Source organism: Streptomyces sp. WMMB 714 (genome assembly GCF_900090125.1).
Lineage (GTDB): Bacteria > Actinomycetota > Actinomycetes > Streptomycetales > Streptomycetaceae > Streptomyces > Streptomyces daqingensis.
Genome location: NZ_FMHJ01000015.1, coordinates 23,674 through 38,637, shown reverse-complemented (window position 1 = coordinate 38,637; position 14,964 = coordinate 23,674). Strand labels below are relative to the sequence as shown.

The window sequence follows — 14,964 nt, the reverse complement described above, 5'->3', positions numbered from 1 at the left end:
GCCGGGGGTTCGGCACGCACAACAGCAGGCCGCTCTCGTCAGCCGGCAGTGCTCAACACAGCTGATTTCTTTGCGACTTACCGTTGAAATTATCAGAACGATGCTTGCGGCCTGAAGACCACAGGGACATAGTGGCTCCGTGATGCTCTTCACCGGCGTGCGGAAACGAGCACGGGAGCCTTCCGCCGTCGAGCCGGGGAGGGGGGCGTGCGAGGTCGCACTGCAGGGGAGTGCGACCTCGCGCACGCCTCCCGGCTCACTCCTGGCCCCGGAACCCCGCCCTGCGGCAGTTCACCGGGCCCGGACGCACACGCCTCAGCGCCGTCCCGCCCCGATCCCCCTCGCACACGGACGGACCCCGCGTTGACAGGCCAGAACGAAGCAGCCTCCGAGGCCGCATCCATCGACCCGACCGTGCCCCACTCCGCCCGGATCTTCGACTTCTGGCTCGGCGGCAAGGACCACTTCGAAGCCGACCGCAGCGCCGGGGAGCAGGTGCTCGCCGACTTCCCCGCCATGACGGAACTCGCCCGCGCGTCGCGGGAGTTCGTCGGGCGCGTGGTGCGCCACCTGGTCGTGGAGGAAGGTCTGCGGCAGTTCCTCGACGTGGGGACGGGGCTGCCCACCGCCGGCAACACCCACGAGGTCGCGCAGCGGCTCGCCCCCGAGGCGCGCATCGTCTACGTCGACCACGATCCCCTGGTCCTGGCCCACGCGGGCCGGCTGCTGACGTGCTCCGCGGAGGGCGCCGCCGCCTACCTCCACGCCGACGCCCACGACCCGGACCGCATCCTGGCCGAGGCGTCCGCGACGCTGGACCTGGACGAGCCCGTGGGCGTGCTGCTCATGGGGATCCTCGCCCACGTCGAGCGCTACACCGAGGCCCGCGCGATCGTGCACAGGCTGATGCAGGACCTCCCCGCGGGCAGCTGCCTCGCGATCCGGGACGGCACGGACACGGACGAGGCGTACAGCGCTGCGATGCGCCGTTACAGCGAGTCCGGGGCGCTGCCCTACCGCTTGCGCTCCCCGGAGGAGATCGCCCGCTTCTTCTCCGGGCTCGAACTGGCCGAGCCGGGCGTGGTCCCCGTCCCGCAGTGGCGGCCCTCGCCGGGAGAGCCCTCGGCGGGCGGCGCGGACCTTCCCGTGCTGGGCGGCGTGGCACGCAAGTTGTGGTGACGCCCGGCGCGGAGTGCCGCGCCACGCAGCGTGACGGGAGCGCACGCACAGCAGTGACGGCGGGCCCCCGGACTGCCGCGGCGGGCAGCGGGTACGGTTCACCAGAACGACTTCGGGCCCGCACCCGGCAAGGGCCGCCGCCGAACCGGCAGAGCGGTCAACTCACCACCGTGCAGGGCGCGTTGACGGTGCACGACCCGGGGATACCGACCAGCGAACGAGGGCTCGGAAGATGCGGATCCTGATCATCGGTGGCGGTATCGCCGGAAGCGCTGCTGCGCTCGCCCTGGACAAGGCCGGCATCGCGGCCACCGTCCACGAGGCCCATCCGGACGAGGGCGCGGACATCGGCGCCTTCCTCACTCTCGCGAGCAACGGCATGCTGGCGCTCGCCCAGTTCGACGCCGCGGAGGCCGTCTCCCGGGTCGGCTTCGACCTCACGACGATGCGCATCACCGGCGACACGGGCACGGTCGTCTCCACGGTCCCGCTGGGGGAGGCGGAGGACCCGCTGCGGCGCTACCGCTGCCTGCGCCGGGCCGAACTCGCCGCCGCTCTGCGGGCGGAGGCCGTGCGCAGGGGGATCGCCGTCGAGCACGGCAAGCGGTTCGTCAGCGCGGAGGAGGACGAGGAGGGCGTCACCGCCGTCTTCGCGGACGGCAGCACAGCACGCGGGGACCTGCTGCTGGGAGCCGACGGCATGCGCTCCGCCGTACGCTCCCTCACCGACCCGGACGCCGCGGCGCCCCGCTACGCGGGTCAGCGCGTGTTCTACGGCTACACCACCGACGCCGCGCCGCCCAGCGAGCCCGGACGCATCGACATGCTCCGCGGCAGCACCGCCGCCATGGGGTACGCCGTCTCACCGCAAGGGGAGACCTACTGGTTCGCCCGCGTCTCCGGCGACGAGCTGAGCCGCGCCGAGATCGACGGGACCACCCCCACGCAGTGGCGGGACCACCTCCTGCCGATGCTGCGCCCGGACGCGACGGCCGCGGCCGAGATCGTCGCGGCCACCGGGGAGCACCTGATGGTGACCAACGCCAGCGACCTGTCGACGGTCACACGGTGGCGCACGACCCGGATGCTCCTGATCGGGGACGCCGCCCACGCCGCCTCGCCCGCCACGGGTCAGGGCGCGTCCATGGCGCTGGAGGACGCGGTGGTCCTGGCGAAGTCGCTGCGGGACGCCCCCAGTACGGAAGCCGCGCTGGAGACCTACGAGCAGCTCCGCCGCCCGCGCGTCGAGCGCAACATCGTCACCAGCGCCCGGCTCACGACGCGCAAGGCGCCGAACCGCCTCCGCAGGACGGTGCGCAACTACCGGGCCCGCTTCCAGAAGCCCGGCACCGGACCGTCCCCGTCGCAGGCCGACGACCTGCTGACGGCGCAGCTGGACTGGGAGAGCCCCCTGCCGGTCCCCGCACCGTCCGGAAACTGACGGCCGGCACGCCCCGCCGCACCGACGTCTCCCGGAGGAAGAGCGAGATGGCCACCCGGAAAGCCCTCGTACGCGCGCCCGGCCCACGGCTCGCGGAGGGACTCGTCACCCATGTGGAGCGGGTCCCGGTCGACGTGGAGCGTGCCGTGCGCCAGTGGGAGGAGTACGTGGCGGCGCTGCGGGACCACGGCTGGCACACCCTCCAGGTGCCGTCCCGGGACGACTGCCCCGACAGCGTGTTCGTCGAGGACGCCGTGGTCGTGCTCCGCGACGTCGCGCTGCTGTGCCGCTCCGGCGCGCCTGAGCGGAGGGCCGAGGCGGAGGCCGTGGAGGAGGCGGTCCGCGCACAGGGGTACACCGTCCGGCGGATGCACGCCCCCGCCACGCTCGACGGCGGCGACGTGCTGAAGACCGGCGGCACCGTGTACGTCGGGACGGGCGGGCGCACCAACGAGGAAGGCGTACGGCAGCTGCGCGCGGCCTTCGAACCGCTGGGAGCGCGCGTCGTTCCCGTACCGCTCACCGAGGTGCTGCACCTGAAGTCCGCGGTCACGGCGCTGCCCGACGGCACCGTCGTCGGACACCCGGCGCTGACCGGTCTCCGCGAGGTCTTCCCCCGCTTCGAAGCAGTACCGGAGGAGGCCGGGGCGCACGTCGTGCTCCTCGGCGAGGACCGGCTCCTGATGGCCGCGAGCGCGCCGAGGACGGCGGAGCTCTTCTCGGAGCGGGGTTACGAACCGGTCGTCGTGGACATCGGGGAGTTCGAGAAGCTGGAGGGCTGCGTGACGTGCCTGTCGGTGCGCCTGAGGGACGCGCCCACCGCTCCCTGACCGGTGGCCGAGCGCGCCGCTGACCTGCGGCGGGACGGGAACGACCGGCCGGGCGCCCCGCGTGCCGAACGGGGCGGTCCGCGTCCCGGTCTCAGCGCCGGGAACGGGCGGGCGGCACCGGTGGCGGCGCGCCGAGGCTCCGGGAGATGCCCGAGGCGGCCACCTGCACCAGCGGGACCAGCGTGTGCGCCTCGACGGCGTCCACGTGCGCGACGACGGACACCGCCGCGACGACCTCGGCCCCCGTCCCGTGCACGGGGGCGGCCACCGAGACGCTGTCCATGGTGACCTGCCGCTCGCACACGGCGACGCCCGTCCTGCGCACCTCCGCCAGGGCCTGGCGCAGCCGCCCCGCGTCGCACTCGGTGCGTTCGGTGTAGCGGGCCGGGGGCTGCGCGAGAACGCTCTCCTGGACATCCGCCGGAGCGTGGGCCAGCAGCACGCGCCCCACGCCCGTCGGCGTCAGCGCGAACCGTCCGCCCACGCGGGTGAGCACGGGCACCGAACCGCGGCCCGCCAGCCGCTCCACATAGACGACGGAGAGCTCCTCGCGCACCGCGAGCTGGACGTTCTCGCCCGTGACCCGGGCGAGGTCCGACAGATACGGCAGCGCGGTCTCCCGCAGGCCCAGACCGCGCGGAGCGAGGGCCGCGACCTCCCACAGGCGCAGCCCGATCCGGTAGCCGCCGTCGGGGGACCTCTCCAGGGCGCCCCACTCGGCCAGTTCGTTCACCAGCCGGTGCGCCGTGGTGAGCGGGAGCAGAGAGCGGCGGGAGATCTCGGTGAGCGTGAGGACCGGTTCCGCCGCGGAGAACACCTCCAGCACGCGCAGGGCCCTGCTGGTCACCGAGCCCGTGCCGGTACGGCCGCTGGCTTCCATTCGGCGCTCCTTCGGGACGAGGCTGCCGCCCCGGCGAACCTAGGCAGGGGGTCCGTGCACGTCAACGGCACGGGCAGAGGCGCGTCCAACGGCTGCGGGGGAGCCGGCCCGCCGGTGCCCGCCTCAGTCCACGGCGTCGGCGGCGGAGGGGAGGGAACGGAGCGCTACCTGGCGGATCTTCCGGTCGAGCGCCGCCGCCGGGTCGTCGGTGAAGCGGTGCAGAGCGACGGCGGCGGTGAGGATGACGTCGCACAGCTCGTCCGCGACGTCCGAGGCACTGTGGGTGCGGCCCTTGCGGGGGTTCTGCCCGGTCGTGCCGATGTACGCCTGCATCACCTCGCCCGTCTCCTCGCCCAGCTTCATCAGGCGCATCGCCGTCTCCTGCTCGCCGGAGCCGTTCGCGGCGTCCAGCCAGTCGGCAAGGCGGCGGACGGTGGCCCACTGCTCCGGGGTCATCGGTCTCGTCCTCCTGGGGCGGGGCGGCCCCGGAGAACCGGGGGCGGGCTGCACGAGCATAGGAGGCGCGGGACCGGGCCCGGCCCGGTCCCGCGACTGCGTCCCCCGGCAGGGGGACCCGCGTCCGCCCCGCGCCGCCGGCCCCGCGCGGGACCGGCTGCCGGAGGTCAACTCACCGGCGCCGTCTCACCGTTGTAGGCGTCCTCGAGGCCCTTGACGTCGATCTTCCCCATCCCGAGCATCGCCTTCATCACGCGTGCCGACCGCGCGGGGTCCGGGTCCCTCAGCAGGTCGGGGAGCGCCCGGGGGACGACCTGCCACGAGAGGCCGAACTTGTCCTTCAGCCACCCGCACGGGCCCTCCGAACCGCCCTCGCCGAGCTTCGCCCAGTACCTGTCGACCTCGTCCTGGTCGGCGCAGTCCACGTAGAGCGAGACCGCCTCGGTGAAGTGGAACTCCGGGCCGCCGTTGAGTGCGATGTAGCGCTGCCCCGCCAGCTCGAAGGAGATCGTCATGACGGTGCCGGGCTCACCGGGCCCGGCCTCCCCGTAGCGCTGGACGTCGAGCACCCGCGAGTCGGGGAAGACGGACGTGTAGTGCCGCACCGCCTCTTCCGCCTGGTCGTCGAACCACAGGTGCGTAGTGATCTTCTGCATGTGCCTCTCCTTGGCCGCCGTGCCCGTACCGTCTCGAAAGCCGTCCCGGAATCCGTTCTGAATCCGTCCTGAAGGGGTGGACTCGCCGCGGCGCCGCTTCTCATCACGGCGCGGGCCGGGCGCCGTTGGCGCCGTCCACCGGTCCTCGGGCCGTCACCGCCAGGAATCGGGGCCGCCGCCGCGCCACTCGATCAGGTTCGGGTCGTCGAGCTGGATCTCGTCCTCGCTCAGGCCCGCATGCCGCAGGAACTCGGCGACGTCCTCCAGGCGGTACGCCACGCCGAGCTGCTCGGCGTGCGCCGTCACCCGCCTGCCGCCCTTCTCCGAGGGCGGATGCACGACGATCGGAGGTGTCATGCCCTCCAGACTGCTCCCGGCGGCGGGGCTTCGCATCCCGGCGGGCTTCCGCCACGTGCTGGACAGGTGAGACGGCGCCCACCACCGGCCCCCCCCCGTCCCGGGTGACGCCGGGGCGCTGTTGACCGGCTGCGAGCAGGGCTGGAGACTTCCCGCCATGACGATCACCGGACGTCCCGCACGGCAGAGAATCCTCGGCGCCGCCAGAGCCGCCGCCTCGCGGGCGGCCCGCCCCGACGGCGGGGGCCGCAGCTCCCTCGTCGCGTTCGGCGCGCTGGCCGCCGCCGACCTCGCGGCTGTCGCGGGAGGGCGGCCGCGCGGGATGAGCCGCGCCGCGAAACCGCTGCTGATGCCGGCGCTGGCCTCGTACGCGCTGCGCCGCCGCACAGGGCAGGACGCGGAGGTGCCCAGGACCCTGCTCGCAGGGCTCGCCTGTGCGACGGCGGGTGACACCGCGCTCCTCTTCGACGAGCACGAGCCGGCGTTCCTGCTCGGCATGGCGGCCTTCCTGGGCACCCAGGTCAGCTACACGGCCGGATACACCCGGCTCGGCGCGCTGCGCGGGATCCGCCGCAAGCCGTGGCCGGCCGTCGGCTGCCTCGCCGGGTGGGCCGCGGCGAACGCCGTGCTCGGGCCGTCGCTGGAGAAGCGGCTGCGAGTCCCGGTGGCCGGCTACAGCCTCGCCCTCGCGCTGATGGGCGCCGCCGCGCTGGGAGTGGGGGGCCGGGTCGGGGCGGGCGCCGGCGCGTTCCTCGGGTCGGACCTGCTGATCGGGCTTCAGGCCGCGGGCCGTGAACTGCCGTCGCAGGAACTGCTGATCATGGCGGGCTACCTCCTCGGCCAGTACCTCATCGTCACCGGCTGGCTGGACCGCCAGGACGGCTGACCCCGGCTGCCGCCGTCCCCCGACGCCGGGCGGGGCGCGCGGCGCGGCGGCGGATCAGGGCCGCTTCCGGTGGCGTTCGCGGGCCACGACCTCGTCCAGATCTTCGATGCGGTCCAGGTTCCGCAACTGGGGCGCCAGCCGCCAGTTGTCCGCCAGCCGCTCCTCGTTGCGGGCGAGGAACCACCAGTACCCGGCCGTGTACGGGCACGCGTCGTCACCGGTGCGGGCCGTGGGCCGGTAGACGCAGTCCTGGCAGAAGTCGCTCATGCGGTTGATGTAGGCGCCGCCGGCCGCGTACGGCTTCGTCGTGATGCGGCCGCCGTCCGCGTACTGCGACATGCCGATGACGTTGCCCGCCATGACCCATTCGTAGCCGTCGACGAAGCAGCGGTGGAACCAGTCGCTGACGGCGGCCGGGTGCCAGCCGCGCTGCAGGGCGTAGTTGCCGAGGACCATCAGCCGCGGGATGTGGTGCGTCCAGCCCCGGTCGCGTACGTCCCGGAGCACGCTGGAGAGGCAGTGGGCCCGGACGCTGTCGGCGTCGAGCTCCGCGAACCACCGCGGCAGCCGCCGCCTGGCACGCAGCGCGTTGCTCCGTGCGTAGGCCCGTCCGAAGTGCCAGTAGGTGTGCCACATGTAGTCGCGCCAGCCGATCAGCTGCCTGATGTACCCCTCGGCGCTGCGCAGCGGGACGCGGCCCTCGCGCCACGCGGTCTCAGCGGCGGCCGCGCACTCGGCGGGGTCCAGCAGGCCGAGGTTCATCGCCGCCGAGAGCAGGCTGTGGCTCATGGCGGGGTCGCCCGAGAGCATCGCGTCCTCGTACGGCCCGAAGCCGGCGAGCCGGTGCTCGACGAAGTGGTCCAGCGCCGCCAGGGCCTCGGCGCGGGTGGCGGGGAAACGCCGCGGCCCGTCGCGGCCGACGAAGGAGACCTCGCCGTCCGCTTCGGCCGCGTCCAGGTCGGCGCGGACCTCCTCGTCGATCTCGTCCTCCTCCGGGCGGTAGGGCCCGGGCAGCGGAAGGCGCCCGTCACGGGGCGGGGGTTCGCGGTTCTCCTTGTCGAGGTTCCACTTGCCGCCGGCGGGCGCCTCGTCACCGTCGACGAGGGTGCCCGTCAGGACGCGGGCCCTGCGGTAGAAGGACTCCATCAGCAGCGAGTCCCGCCCGCCGGCCCACTCCTCGAACTCCTCGCGGGAGGTGGCGAATCCGCGGGAGGGCAGCACCGTCACCCCGTCGAGGCCGCGCACGAAGGCGGCCGCCGCACGGGACGTCGGCCCGCACACGCTCAGGGGTTCCTTCACGCGGCCGAGGGCCTGGCGGTAGGTGTCCGTGCGCAGGAAGACGGCCTGCTCGCCGAGTTCGGCGGCCCGGTGGCGCAGCGCCGACAGCAGCAGGTGCGCCTTTTGCCGGTGGAAGCGGCGGCGGCGCAGCACTGCCCGCGACTCGACGAGGAGGACCGGCTGGTCGCCGCCGTCGAGGAAGTGCGGGCCGAGCTGGTCCGCGAAGCACCAGCGCCGTTCTGCGTCTGCCATCCGTCCACAGTGCGGCAGCGGTCGGGCCGCCGCACCCGCGGGCTGAGCCGCACGCGGGGCGGCGGCGTGCGTCACGCCAGGCGGGCGAGGAGGCGCAGCGCGGCCGAACGGCCCGCCACGGGCACGGACCAGAGGTCGTGTCCCCGCACTCCCCAGGTCTCCAGCAGCGCGTCGGCGGCCTGGAACCCCGTCGTCGCGGCGCGTTCCATCAGCGCGACCGGCAGTTCGGTGCGGACCGCGTCGCCCGCGACCGCGAGCCGGGGGTGGCTCGTCCGCACGCCGGGCCTGTGCGGATATCCGCCGACGGGGAAGTGCGGGCAGTCCGCGCGCCATTCGTGGCGTACGTCGAGGACCGCGGCCCGCGCCGTCTCGGGGTAGATCCGGTGCAGCTCCCGCGCCGTGCGCGCTTCGACGGCGCCCCGGTCGCAGCCTTCGGGCACCGCGTAGGCGTGGAGCTCCACGACGGAGCCGCCGGTGCGGGCCGCCCAGCGGGCCGCCTCCCCCTCCCAACGGTCGAGGACGCTGACGTTGTCGACGGGGCCGTAGCCGCTCGTACCGAGGAAACCTGGCCGCCAGGAGTGGACGGGGCGGTCCAGCCAGTAGCGGGAGACGAGGAAGGGCGGGGCCTGGCGGAGCCGGGCGATGCCGGCGCGCCAGTCGTGGTGTCCGAGGCCGGGGGAGGCGTCCACGAGATCTTTCAGCCCGCCGCTGTCGAGCGCGAGGACGGCGGCGTCGTAGCGCGTGGTCTCGCGGTGGCCGTCGCCGACGGGGGAGGACGTCACGGTGAAGCCCTCGCCGTCGGGCGACACGGAGTGCACGCGCCGTCCGGTGCGGATCGTCACGCCGAGGGATGCGAGGTGACGGGCCAGGGGCTCCCACAGGGCGGCGGGGAAGGGCTCGCCGGGGACGTCGAACAGCAGGCCCTCGGCCGACCCCAGGAAGTAGATGTGGAACATCAGCACCAGCTCCGCGGCGGAGAGTTCACGCGGATCGGCGAAGAAGCTGCGGGAGAAGACCTCGAAGGCGAGATCGCGTGCCTCCTCCGGGAAGCGCACCCTGTCGAGGAAGTCGGCGGCGCTGACGCCGTCGAGCCGCCGGTAGACGTGCGGCACCCGTACGTCGAGCAGCGCGAGCGCCGCCCGGGGGCTCATGCCCGCCATGGCGGAGAGGGAGAAGGCCGGGCTGCGCGCGACGAAGCCCAGCAGGTTCCACGGCGGTGTACGCGGCACCCGCCGGAAGCTCTCGCGGGCTCCTCCGGCCCGTTGCAGGGGGTAGTCCTCAAGGGGGACGAAGGCGGCGGCTCCGCGGCCGCGCCGCAGCAGGTCGCGCAGGTTGTAGTACTGCCGGAAGAAGGCGTGGAACCCGCGGCTCATCGTCACGGCGGTGCCGTCGGACAGCCGGTCGGGCCAGCCTTCGAGCCGTCCGCCCAGCGACGCGCGCAGCTCCAGCAGGTCGACGCGCACCCCGCGTTCGGCCAGGGCGGTCGCCGCTGCGATGCCGGCGATGCCGCCGCCGACGACTGCGGCGTGCGGCACGGGCCGGCCCGCTCGTGCGGCGCCCGGCGCGGCCGGCCACAGGACGGCGCGCCTGTCGCGCACATGGACGGGCCGCCGCGGTCCCGCTGCCGCGTGTCTCATCCGCGGTCCTCCCCGGTCTCGTGGGCACCGGCGTGCTCGGCCCCGGCGGACGGACCGCCCGGGCCGGCTCCGTGAGCGCGCCCCGTCGGGGCGGGCATCGGAGGCATGACGGGCAGGGGCGGGCCCGGGCGGCGCGGGACGAAGGGGAGCGCGGCCAGCGTCCCCAGCATCGGCACGACAGGCGTGCGGAGCCCGATCGCCCACTCCTCGGCCAGGGTGGAGCGTCCGTCGAGGAAACGCACCACGCTCTCCAGGGAGTTGCGGCGGAAGAGGCCGGTGAAGAACGCGGCCCCGTCGACGCGTCCGGCCGCGAGCGCCCGCAGCAGCACCGCGTCCATGCCGCGGTGGCGCGGGCGGTGCGGGTCCGGCGGCACCGGCGTGCGTCCCTCGCGCAGGGACGCCGCGACGTGCCGGGTCTGACGCTGGAGCGCCGCGAAGGTGTAGCCCGTCGCGGGCCGGGCGGCTCCCCCGGCGCCTCCGATGCTCAGCACGCGTCTGCCCGGGCGGCGGGGGAAGCGCCCGTCCGTCATGGGGATGACGCCCTGCTCGGTGCCGGTCACGGAGTACGGGCCGAGACCGGTCTCCTCGGCGTAGCGGCGCAGGGCGCGGTCGTAGGCGTCCCCCGGCAGCAGCGAGGAGGAGAAGACCGTGTACTCGACGAGGGCCGCGTCGGCCGCGAGCGGCAGCGTGTACACGAACGCGAGCCCCCGGTGCGGTTGTTCGGTGCGGAAGTCCATCAGCCGGGCCGTGGAGGCGTCGAAACGGGGGTGGGGGGTCCGCAGGAACCATCCACGGAAGTGCTGCAGCAGCGTGGTGCGGGCGGGCGGCAGCCGGCGGGGCGGCCGGGAGTCGAAGACCCATCCGCCGCGTACGCGGAACGGCCTGCCGCCGGAGTCCACGGCGGCGGCCTCGGCGCCGCCCGGCACGTCGTAGGCCGCGCGGACCGTCCCCGCCACCCGCCGTACGCGTCCCGACTCGGCCAGACGGGCCTCCAGCCGGCGGGTGTAGTCCGCGGAGCGGAGCATCTTGTACGTCGCCGCACAGGTCCCGGCCGCCGTGTCCCCGTCGGCGCCCGTCACCGACAGACGTGCCCAGGAGGCGGTGAGCAGGTCGTCGAACTCGCCCGCGCCCTCCTCCCAGAAGCACCACGTGCGCGCCGGGCTGCGCACCGGCCCCGGCGGCGGCTCGACGAGCAGCACCTCGGGTGCGCTCCGTGCCCCGGCCCTGCGACCTGACCGGCCTGGCGCCCCCTGCGCCGGGGCCACCAGGCGCCAGGCCAGCGACAGTCCGGCGGCCCCCGCACCCACCACCACGACGTCCGCCTCCTGCACCGGGCCCCCGGCCCGGACCCGGAGCGGGTCCCGCCCGCCGTCCCGCCCGGGCGCCGTCATCCCGGGAACCGGCCCTCGGCGCGCAGTCGGCGGCGCCGTTCCGCGTAGGCCAGGTCGTCGCGCCACAGCCGGGCGGCGGCCCGCCGCACCAGCGGCCGCAGCAGCGGCGCCATGCGGCGCGCGGCGCCGAAGCCCCGCCGGTCCGACGTGGCGAGCACCGCCTCGACGACGGCCGTCCGCGGCCGCGGGTGCCCGGGCGGCGTCAGCGGTGTCGCATGGGTCTCCACCACGGACGACGCGCCCTCCCCGTCGAGGATGTGCATCACGACGGTCCGCGGCTCCGGGGCCGTGAACGCGGCGCGCACGGGGACCCCGGTCCGGGCGGGCAGCCGGTAGGCGACGTCGACGAGGAAGCGGTCGCCGTCCCGTGGGTCGGGCTCCTCCACCACCGTGAGCCGGATGAAGGCGTAGGGGTGGAACCAGGAGCCGTGCCACGGGTCGAGGCGGTTGGCGACGACGTCCTCCGGTTCGCACCGCCCCACCTGCGTGGTCACCGCGTCGAGGGTGCGGCCGGGCCGGGGCCGGGCGGGCAGCACCGGTGCGGGCGTGGGCTCCTCGCCTCCGGCGCGGTCGAGGCGCACCCAGGCCAGGACGCCGTCGTCGTACGCGGGGAAGGGCCGCCAGTCGCCCATGCCGCGCTCGTCCAGGGCGAGACCGTGCCAGCGGCACACCAGGCGTCCTCCGCACAGCGCGCTCTCCCGCAGCGGAGCCCCCAGATGCGGGCAGGCCCCGGGCGCGACCACCAGCTCCCCGGCGGCGTTGCGCCACGCCACCAGCTCGACGCCCGCGACGGTGCGGCCCCTGGGGCGGCCCGCCGGGACGTCCCGCGAGGCGCCGATCACGTACCAGTTGCCCGAGGGCCGGTCGACGGCCCTCTTCAGCGCGTCGGCGATGACGGACGGCCTGGCGGCCTGCCAGGTCGGCGGCTGATCTTCCCAGGGCGGTACGGAAAGCCGGTGGACGAGTCCCGTCCTGCTCTCGCCGCGGGCGCTTCGGGCCTGACCGCCCCTCACGACATCACCCTCCTTCCGGGAGCGTCGCCGTCCCCGTCGCCGCTCCTCCCGCCGTCGCTCCCGTCAGCGGGACCGGCGGACGGCGCGTGGAGTGCGGGCGAGCCGCTCCACGGCGGCGGCGCCGGCAGCGGGGCGTGCCGTGCGCGCAGCGCGGCGGTCCTGGCGAGTGCGGGCAGCACCGCGCGCGCTCTGCGGCCGCGCGGGACGACGGTGCGCCGGTGGATGATCGCGTACTCCGCCTTCTCGATCTCGTCGAGGATCGCCCGGTAGAGCACCAGCGCCGTCCCCACACACGGCCGGGAGACGGGGTGGAGCATGGGGACGCCGAGGGCGGCGTGCCCGTAGACGCCCCGGGTGGTGGCGCTGAAGTCCCGCAGCGCGGCGCGTACCCGCGCGTCGGTGCGGCGGTGGAGCCGGCACCAGCGCAGCAGGCCCAGGTCGACGCCGTGCGCGGCGAGCAGGTCCTGCGGGAGGTAGACGCGGTCGCGGTCCAGGTCCTCGCCCACGTCCCGCAGGAAGTTCGTCAACTGGAAGGCCAGGCCGAGGGATTCGGCGTGCGGCTCGGCTTCCGGACCGGGCACGACGGTGCCGAGGACGGGAAGGACCTCCAGCCCGATCACGGCGGCCGAACCGTAGGTGTAGCCGCGCAGCTCCTCGAAGGTCTTGTACTCGGTGACGTGCAGGTCCATCCGCATCGAGTGCATGAACGCGGTGAAGTGGCGGGGGTCGATTCCGTACCGGAGGACGGTGTCGGAGAGCGCCGCCACGACGGGGTGGCTGCTGTGTCCGGTGCGCAGCGCCGACTGAAGTTCCGCGTCCAGCCGCGTGAGGCGGGCGCCCCGCTCCTCCGCGGTCAGGGCCGGGTCGGGGGCGTCGACGATGTCGTCGGCCCAGCGCGCGAACCCGTACAGCGCGTGGATCGCCGGCCGCTGGACGGGCGTCAGCAGCCTCGTGGCGAGGAAGTACGTCTTCCCGTGGCCGGAGTTGAGGTCACGGCACCGCGAGTACGCGGAGCGCAGCGCCGGGTCTCCGATGCCGGCGGCGGTCAGCTCGCGCGACGTCATCGGACGCCCGCCTTCCGCGAGCCGGCCGCCGTCCGGGTGTCCGGCGCCGGCACCGCGGGGCCCTTCGGTGCGCGGTGGTGGACGCCGGTGACGCGGGCCGCGGCCAGCTTTCCCGAGATGACGACGGTGGGGACGCCGACGCCGGGAGTGGTACCGCAGCCGGCGAGCACGACGTTGTCCCAGCCGGCGGGGAGGTTGCGCGTCCGGAAGGGACCCGTCTGCGCGAAGGTGTGCGCGGCGGAGAAGGGGGTGCCCGCCGCGTGGTGCTGGGCGGCCCAGTCGGCGGGTGTCACGACGCGGTCGACTTCGAGGTCCTCCCCGAAGCCGTCCAGTCCGCGGCTGCGCAGCACGGACACCAGGCTGTCGCGGTAACGGGGCGCGATGGCGGGCCAGTTGTGCGGCCCCGTCGCGAGGTTGGGGCAGGGGGCCAGCACGTAGTGCAGGTGGCGGCCCTCCGGTGCGAGGGACGCGTCGGTCGCGGTCGGACTGGTGATCAGCAGCGAGGGGTCGCTCATCAGCTCCCCGGAGCGCGTCACCTGGCGGAACGTGCGGTGCCAGGCGCTGCCGAAGGACAGGGTGTGGTGCGCGAGACCGGGCCAGTGGCGCTTCCCTCCCGTGTGCAGCACGACGGCTGACGGCGCGTAGCGCAGCGGCACCACGCGGCGCGGCGCCCCGCCCAGCAGGCGGTGCGCCACGGGCAGGTCGCAGGTGAGCACCAGCGCGTCGCAGGGGAAGCGCTCACCGTCCGCCGTCCGTACGGAGGACGCCCGCCCGGAAGCCGAGCGTTCGACCGCCGTGACGGTCGCGCCGTAGCGGAACGTGACGCCGGCCTGGCGTGCCGCGGCGGCCATGCCCCGGGGCACGGAGTGCATCCCGCCGCGGGGGAAGTGCACACCGGCGACGGTGTCCATGTAGGCGATGACGGCGTAGGCGGCCAGGGCGCGGTGGGGCGGCACCCCGGCGTAGAGCGCCTGGAACGAGAAGATCCGGCGCAGCCGCTCGTCCTGCACGAAACGCGCGATCCGCCCGTACCAGGTGCCGAACCCGCCCAGGGCGGCCAGCCGTGCCAGGTCGGCCGTCAGCAGTCCGAGCGGGGAGTCGAAGTTGGCGTCGATGAAGGACCGCATCTGCGCCCGGTACACCTGCTCCAGCCACTGCCGCAGCTGCCGGTAGCCCTCCGCCTCCTTTCCGCCCGCAGCCCGGCGGACCTCGGCCTCCATCGCGTCGGCGTCGGTGTGGACGTCGATGTGCGTGCCGTCCGCGAACCTTCCGCGGTACGCGGGGTGCAGCGGCACCAGCTCGATGTGGTCGGACATCCGCGAACCGGCGGCTGCCATGGCCTCCTCGACCAGGTGCGGCATGGTCAGAACGGTCGGCCCGGTGTCGAGGCTGTAGCCGCCGAGTTCGAGGCGCCCGGCCCGCCCGCCGGGCTGGTCCGCGCGCTCCAGCACCGTCACGCTCCGGCCCGCGCCCGCGAGGTGCAGCGCCGCCGAGAGCCCGGACAGGCCCGCACCGACGATCACGACATGGTCCGTACGTCCGCGCAGCGTCCTCATCGGCGGGCTCCCGCGCGCGTCCCCCGGCCGGGTGGCAGCGGGGGCCGCAGACCCCGGGGCGGGCGGAAGCGGGGCGGGGAGCCGTGGG

Annotated in this window: 14 protein-coding genes; 4 read left to right on the top strand and 10 right to left on the bottom strand. The window is 74.9% G+C overall.

Translation table 11 applies throughout. The annotated features are described in order from the left end of the window. The first annotated feature begins 363 nt into the window (after nucleotides 1-363). From H181DRAFT_RS23980 to ddaH, 3 genes are all read left to right on the top strand, one after another. Complete coding sequence (locus tag H181DRAFT_RS23980; RefSeq protein ID WP_045866502.1) at nucleotides 364-1,179, top strand: SAM-dependent methyltransferase; 816 nt, start codon at nucleotides 364-366, stop codon at nucleotides 1,177-1,179. Between the two features lie 232 nt (nucleotides 1,180-1,411). Continuing rightward, a complete protein-coding gene (locus H181DRAFT_RS23975) occupies nucleotides 1,412-2,620 on the top strand; it encodes an FAD-dependent monooxygenase (protein ID WP_045866501.1) in 1,209 nt (402 codons plus the stop codon). A gap of 47 nt (nucleotides 2,621-2,667) precedes the next feature. After that, complete coding sequence (ddaH, locus tag H181DRAFT_RS23970) at nucleotides 2,668-3,450, top strand: dimethylargininase (RefSeq protein WP_045866500.1); 783 nt, start codon at nucleotides 2,668-2,670, stop codon at nucleotides 3,448-3,450. Between the two features lie 91 nt (nucleotides 3,451-3,541). Here the strand turns inward: ddaH and H181DRAFT_RS23965 are convergent, their stop codons facing one another. The 4 genes from H181DRAFT_RS23965 to H181DRAFT_RS23950 all read right to left on the bottom strand — a co-directional run bounded on the left by H181DRAFT_RS23965 (nucleotide 3,542) and on the right by H181DRAFT_RS23950 (nucleotide 5,799). Next, a complete protein-coding gene (locus H181DRAFT_RS23965) occupies nucleotides 3,542-4,330 on the bottom strand; it encodes an IclR family transcriptional regulator (protein WP_045866499.1) in 789 nt (262 codons plus the stop codon). A gap of 123 nt (nucleotides 4,331-4,453) precedes the next feature. Next, nucleotides 4,454-4,786: a MazG-like family protein gene (locus H181DRAFT_RS23960; RefSeq protein ID WP_045866498.1), complete on the bottom strand. Its 333-nt coding sequence runs from the start codon at nucleotides 4,784-4,786 to the stop codon at nucleotides 4,454-4,456. Between the two features lie 167 nt (nucleotides 4,787-4,953). Continuing rightward, nucleotides 4,954-5,442: a VOC family protein gene (locus H181DRAFT_RS23955; RefSeq protein WP_045866497.1), complete on the bottom strand. Its 489-nt coding sequence runs from the start codon at nucleotides 5,440-5,442 to the stop codon at nucleotides 4,954-4,956. 153 nt (nucleotides 5,443-5,595) lie between these two features. Next, entirely contained in the window at nucleotides 5,596-5,799 is a 204-nt protein-coding gene (locus H181DRAFT_RS23950) for a death domain-containing protein (RefSeq protein ID WP_045866613.1), read from the bottom strand. Nucleotides 5,800-5,956: 157 nt separating this feature from the next. On the opposite strand from H181DRAFT_RS23950, the gene H181DRAFT_RS23945 reads away from it, so the two are divergent. Beyond that, a complete protein-coding gene (locus tag H181DRAFT_RS23945; protein WP_045866496.1) occupies nucleotides 5,957-6,685 on the top strand; it encodes a lysoplasmalogenase in 729 nt (242 codons plus the stop codon). Between the two features lie 54 nt (nucleotides 6,686-6,739). On the opposite strand, the gene H181DRAFT_RS23940 is transcribed toward H181DRAFT_RS23945, so the two are convergent. The 6 genes from H181DRAFT_RS23940 to crtI all read right to left on the bottom strand — a co-directional run bounded on the left by H181DRAFT_RS23940 (nucleotide 6,740) and on the right by crtI (nucleotide 14,876). Then, nucleotides 6,740-8,215, bottom strand: a complete 1,476-nt coding sequence (locus H181DRAFT_RS23940) for a cryptochrome/photolyase family protein (RefSeq protein WP_045866495.1) — start codon at nucleotides 8,213-8,215, stop codon at nucleotides 6,740-6,742. Nucleotides 8,216-8,286: 71 nt separating this feature from the next. Further along, nucleotides 8,287-9,852 carry an FAD-dependent oxidoreductase gene (locus tag H181DRAFT_RS23935; RefSeq protein WP_045866494.1) on the bottom strand — a complete coding sequence of 522 codons (1,566 nt, stop codon included), beginning with the start codon at nucleotides 9,850-9,852 and terminating at the stop codon, nucleotides 8,287-8,289. Beyond that, nucleotides 9,849-11,183, bottom strand: a complete 1,335-nt coding sequence (locus H181DRAFT_RS23930; RefSeq protein ID WP_078895944.1) for a lycopene cyclase family protein — start codon at nucleotides 11,181-11,183, stop codon at nucleotides 9,849-9,851. Before H181DRAFT_RS23930 ends, H181DRAFT_RS23935 begins: the two co-directional genes overlap by 4 nt. Before the next feature lie 56 nt (nucleotides 11,184-11,239). Beyond that, nucleotides 11,240-12,256, bottom strand: coding sequence for a Rieske (2Fe-2S) protein (locus H181DRAFT_RS23925; protein WP_045866493.1), 1,017 nt, complete (start codon nucleotides 12,254-12,256; stop codon nucleotides 11,240-11,242). Then, nucleotides 12,253-13,320, bottom strand: coding sequence for a phytoene/squalene synthase family protein (locus tag H181DRAFT_RS23920; RefSeq protein WP_074468027.1), 1,068 nt, complete (start codon nucleotides 13,318-13,320; stop codon nucleotides 12,253-12,255). Before H181DRAFT_RS23920 ends, H181DRAFT_RS23925 begins: the two co-directional genes overlap by 4 nt. After that, entirely contained in the window at nucleotides 13,317-14,876 is a 1,560-nt protein-coding gene (gene crtI / locus H181DRAFT_RS23915) for a phytoene desaturase family protein (RefSeq protein WP_045866492.1), read from the bottom strand. Before crtI ends, H181DRAFT_RS23920 begins: the two co-directional genes overlap by 4 nt. Nucleotides 14,877-14,964: the final 88 nt, after the last annotated feature.

Coding starts and splice junctions, on each gene's coding strand:
- H181DRAFT_RS23975 (WP_045866501.1), top strand. CDS start 1,412: ATGCGGATCCTGATCATCGGTGGCGGTATCGCCGGAAGCGCTGCTGCG.
- ddaH (WP_045866500.1), top strand. CDS start 2,668: ATGGCCACCCGGAAAGCCCTCGTACGCGCGCCCGGCCCACGGCTCGCG.
- H181DRAFT_RS23965 (WP_045866499.1), bottom strand. CDS start 4,330: ATGGAAGCCAGCGGCCGTACCGGCACGGGCTCGGTGACCAGCAGGGCC.
- H181DRAFT_RS23960 (WP_045866498.1), bottom strand. CDS start 4,786: ATGACCCCGGAGCAGTGGGCCACCGTCCGCCGCCTTGCCGACTGGCTG.
- H181DRAFT_RS23955 (WP_045866497.1), bottom strand. CDS start 5,442: ATGCAGAAGATCACTACGCACCTGTGGTTCGACGACCAGGCGGAAGAG.
- H181DRAFT_RS23950 (WP_045866613.1), bottom strand. CDS start 5,799: ATGACACCTCCGATCGTCGTGCATCCGCCCTCGGAGAAGGGCGGCAGG.
- H181DRAFT_RS23945 (WP_045866496.1), top strand. CDS start 5,957: ATGACGATCACCGGACGTCCCGCACGGCAGAGAATCCTCGGCGCCGCC.
- H181DRAFT_RS23940 (WP_045866495.1), bottom strand. CDS start 8,215: ATGGCAGACGCAGAACGGCGCTGGTGCTTCGCGGACCAGCTCGGCCCG.
- H181DRAFT_RS23935 (WP_045866494.1), bottom strand. CDS start 9,852: ATGAGACACGCGGCAGCGGGACCGCGGCGGCCCGTCCATGTGCGCGAC.
- H181DRAFT_RS23920 (WP_074468027.1), bottom strand. CDS start 13,320: ATGACGTCGCGCGAGCTGACCGCCGCCGGCATCGGAGACCCGGCGCTG.
- crtI (WP_045866492.1), bottom strand. CDS start 14,876: ATGAGGACGCTGCGCGGACGTACGGACCATGTCGTGATCGTCGGTGCG.